Consider the following 2637-nt stretch of genomic DNA (forward strand, 5'->3'; position numbering starts at 1 on the left):
CGGCAGTAGCGCTGGCCCTGACGGCGTTGGGCGGCGTGGCCCTTGCAGCCGAGCCTGAGAAGCCCGCGACCGACAAGCCCCAGACCGACAAGCCCCAAATCGACAGGCCCTTGGGCGTGGTCGAATTGTTCACCAGCCAGGGCTGCAGCTCCTGTCCGCCGGCGGACGAGTTCTTCGCCGAGCTCGCCGGCAAGGACGATATCATCGCGCTCGCCTACCACGTCAATTACTGGGACTATCTCGGCTGGCAGGACACGCTGAGCACCAAGGAGAACACCGAGCGGCAATATGACTATATGCGCGCCTTCGGCAGCCGCTCAGTCTATACGCCGCAAGCCGTCATCAACGGCCGCAGTCACGTCAACGGCGCCAGCCGCAAGGATGTCGACGGCGCCCTGGCCCGCATGGACAGGACCGGCGAGGGCATGCGGGTCGCGATCAAGGTAAGCCGCACCAGCGACCGCGTCATGATCGACGCGGGCGATGCCGGCAACGGCCCCGCCGACGCCCATGTGGTGATCGTCTATTTCGACCCGCCGCAGATGGTCAAGATCGGCCAGGGCGAGAACAGCGGCCGCAGCCTGACCTACTGGAACGCAGTTTCCGACATCCAGACCGCCGGCATGTGGCACGGCAAGGCCCAGCGTTACGAATTGCCTTTGACCGAGATCGCCAAGAAAGGCGGCTGCGCGGTGCTGCTGCAGTCGGTCGGCAAGGACGGCATGCCCGGCCCGATCCTCGGCGCCGCCTTCATCCATAAGCCGTGAATACCCCTTCTCCCCTTGTGGGAGAAGGTGGATCGGCGCGCAGCGCCGAGACGGATGAGGGGTGCTCTAGCTTGGCCATAAGCTCGAAACCGCCACCGCCTCATTCCTTCCAACACCCCTCATCCGACCGAGCTTCGCTCGGGCACCTTCTCCCACAAGGGGAGAAGGAAAATTAAAAAACCGGCGTCAGCTTGCTTCTGACGCCGGTCATTCAGGTTTTGGGATCGTCGCACCTGATTTTTCCAAGGAAAAACCGAGGTTGGTTCGATCCGACGCTGACCCGTGGGCGGGGGGCTTGGGGTTTACGAGCCGGTGCCGGACCGAACCGTCTCAGGCAACGCCGGTAAACTCGTCGGAGATTGGGGCATGAGCGCGGATTATTTGTGGCGAGATTGTGGCAGAGGATCACCAATTCCAACACATGTTTCGCAAACGTGACTGGACGATTGGGAAAGCGCGCGACCGTGCGCATGCGTGGCTGGCCCTTGCAATTCGATCCTGAAAGCGCGAACCTTGGCCGGCGCATGATTCAATCGAAGGATCGAGGCATGACCGATCACAGCGGCGGGACGGAGGATGGGGAAGCATCCGGAATATTGATCCCGTTGCACGACGCGCGCAGCGCACGCCTCGACCAGCCGGTGCGATTCGACCGGCGCGAGCTTGATCAGATCCTGAGGCTCTACGGGCGCATGGTGGCGGCCAATGAATGGCGCGACTATGCTATAGATCATCTCACTGATCGCGCTGTCTTTTCCGTCTTCCGCCGGGCCAGCGAAGTGCCGCTGTTCCAGATCGTCAAGGACCCCAAGCTGGCGCGCCGCCAAGGCGCCTTCGCCGTCATCGCGGCAGGAGGCCGCATCCTCAAGCGCGGCCAGGAACTCGGCCGCGTGCTTGGGGTCTTCGATGCCAAGCTGAAGGTCGTCGAGGCTTAGGGGAAAAAAGAGGAATTGAGGAACTGAAGAATTGAAGAACTGAGGAAAAGGGCGCCTGACGCGCCAGTTCGCAGCCGTCTTTCTTCAATTCCTCAATTCTTCAGTTCCTCAATTCCTCTCAATTCCCGAAACCGCCGCTCCGGCAGCGAATCAGGATCCGGTGGCAGCTCTGCGCCGCCATTCAGCGACAGCTGCATGAACACCGTGTCCAGCCAGCGCCCGTGCTTGTAGCCTGATCCTTCCAACCGCCCGGAATGGTGGAAGCCGAGCTTCTCGTGCAGCCGTACCGAGGCGCTGTCGGCATGGCCGTCGCCGATGACCGCGATGATCTGGCGGAAGCCCGCCGCGCGCGCCGTTTCGATCAACGCCCGCATCAGCAGCGAGCCGACGCCCTGCCCCTTGGCCTCGGGCGCGACATAGACCGAATCCTCGATGACGAATCGGTAGGCGGGGCGCGGCCGGAACGGTCCGGCATAGGCGTAGCCGAGCACGGCGCCGCCCTTTTCCGCCACCAGATAGGGGAAGCCGCCCGCCGCCAGAGTGTCGAATCGGTTGCCCATTTCAGCGCGGGTGGGCGGCTCCAGCTCGTAGCTCGCCGTGCCGTGGACGACCGCATCGGCGTAGATTTCAGTGATCCGGTCAAGGTCGGCCGCAGTTGCAGCCCTGATCGCAATATTGCTCATAATCTATGCAGTTTGTTCTCCTGCCTCGATAACAGCAAAGGCATGCAAAAAAGGAAAGGGCGGCCGTTGGGCCGCCCTTTCGCAACTCTATGGTCCAGTGAGACCGGGTAACCGTCCTTAGCGGCGGTCGCCCATGAACTGCAGCAGGAACATGAACAGGTTGATGAAGTCGAGATAGAGCTGCAGGGCGCCCATGATCGCCTTGCGGCCGGCGACGTCGGCGACGTCACCCTCGAAATACATCTCCTTGAT

4 protein-coding genes are annotated in these 2637 nt (G+C 62.3%); 2 read left to right on the forward strand and 2 right to left on the reverse strand.

Going from position 1 to position 2637, the window contains the following annotated elements; translation table 11 throughout:
* Nucleotides 1-26 precede the first annotated feature (26 nt).
* Together EOA24_RS33715 and EOA24_RS33720 are read left to right on the forward strand one after the other, a co-directional pair.
* Complete coding sequence (locus EOA24_RS33715; RefSeq protein ID WP_189354454.1) at nucleotides 27-767, forward strand: thioredoxin family protein; 741 nt, start codon at nucleotides 27-29, stop codon at nucleotides 765-767.
* A gap of 548 nt (nucleotides 768-1315) precedes the next feature.
* Nucleotides 1316-1702 (forward strand): DUF2794 domain-containing protein, encoded by a 387-nt coding sequence (locus EOA24_RS33720; RefSeq protein WP_126080434.1) that lies wholly within the window; start codon nucleotides 1316-1318, stop codon nucleotides 1700-1702.
* A 92-nt stretch (nucleotides 1703-1794) separates the two neighbouring features.
* Here EOA24_RS33720 and EOA24_RS33725 read toward each other — a convergent pair whose 3' ends face one another.
* Nucleotides 1795-2385 (reverse strand): GNAT family N-acetyltransferase, encoded by a 591-nt coding sequence (locus EOA24_RS33725; protein ID WP_126080433.1) that lies wholly within the window; start codon nucleotides 2383-2385, stop codon nucleotides 1795-1797.
* A 117-nt stretch (nucleotides 2386-2502) separates the two neighbouring features.
* A partial coding sequence (locus EOA24_RS33730; RefSeq protein WP_189354452.1) for a Bax inhibitor-1 family protein occupies nucleotides 2503-2637 on the reverse strand: 135 nt, incomplete at its 5' end.

This window comes from Mesorhizobium sp. M2A.F.Ca.ET.039.01.1.1, assembly GCF_003998035.1.
Taxonomy (GTDB): domain Bacteria; phylum Pseudomonadota; class Alphaproteobacteria; order Rhizobiales; family Rhizobiaceae; genus Mesorhizobium.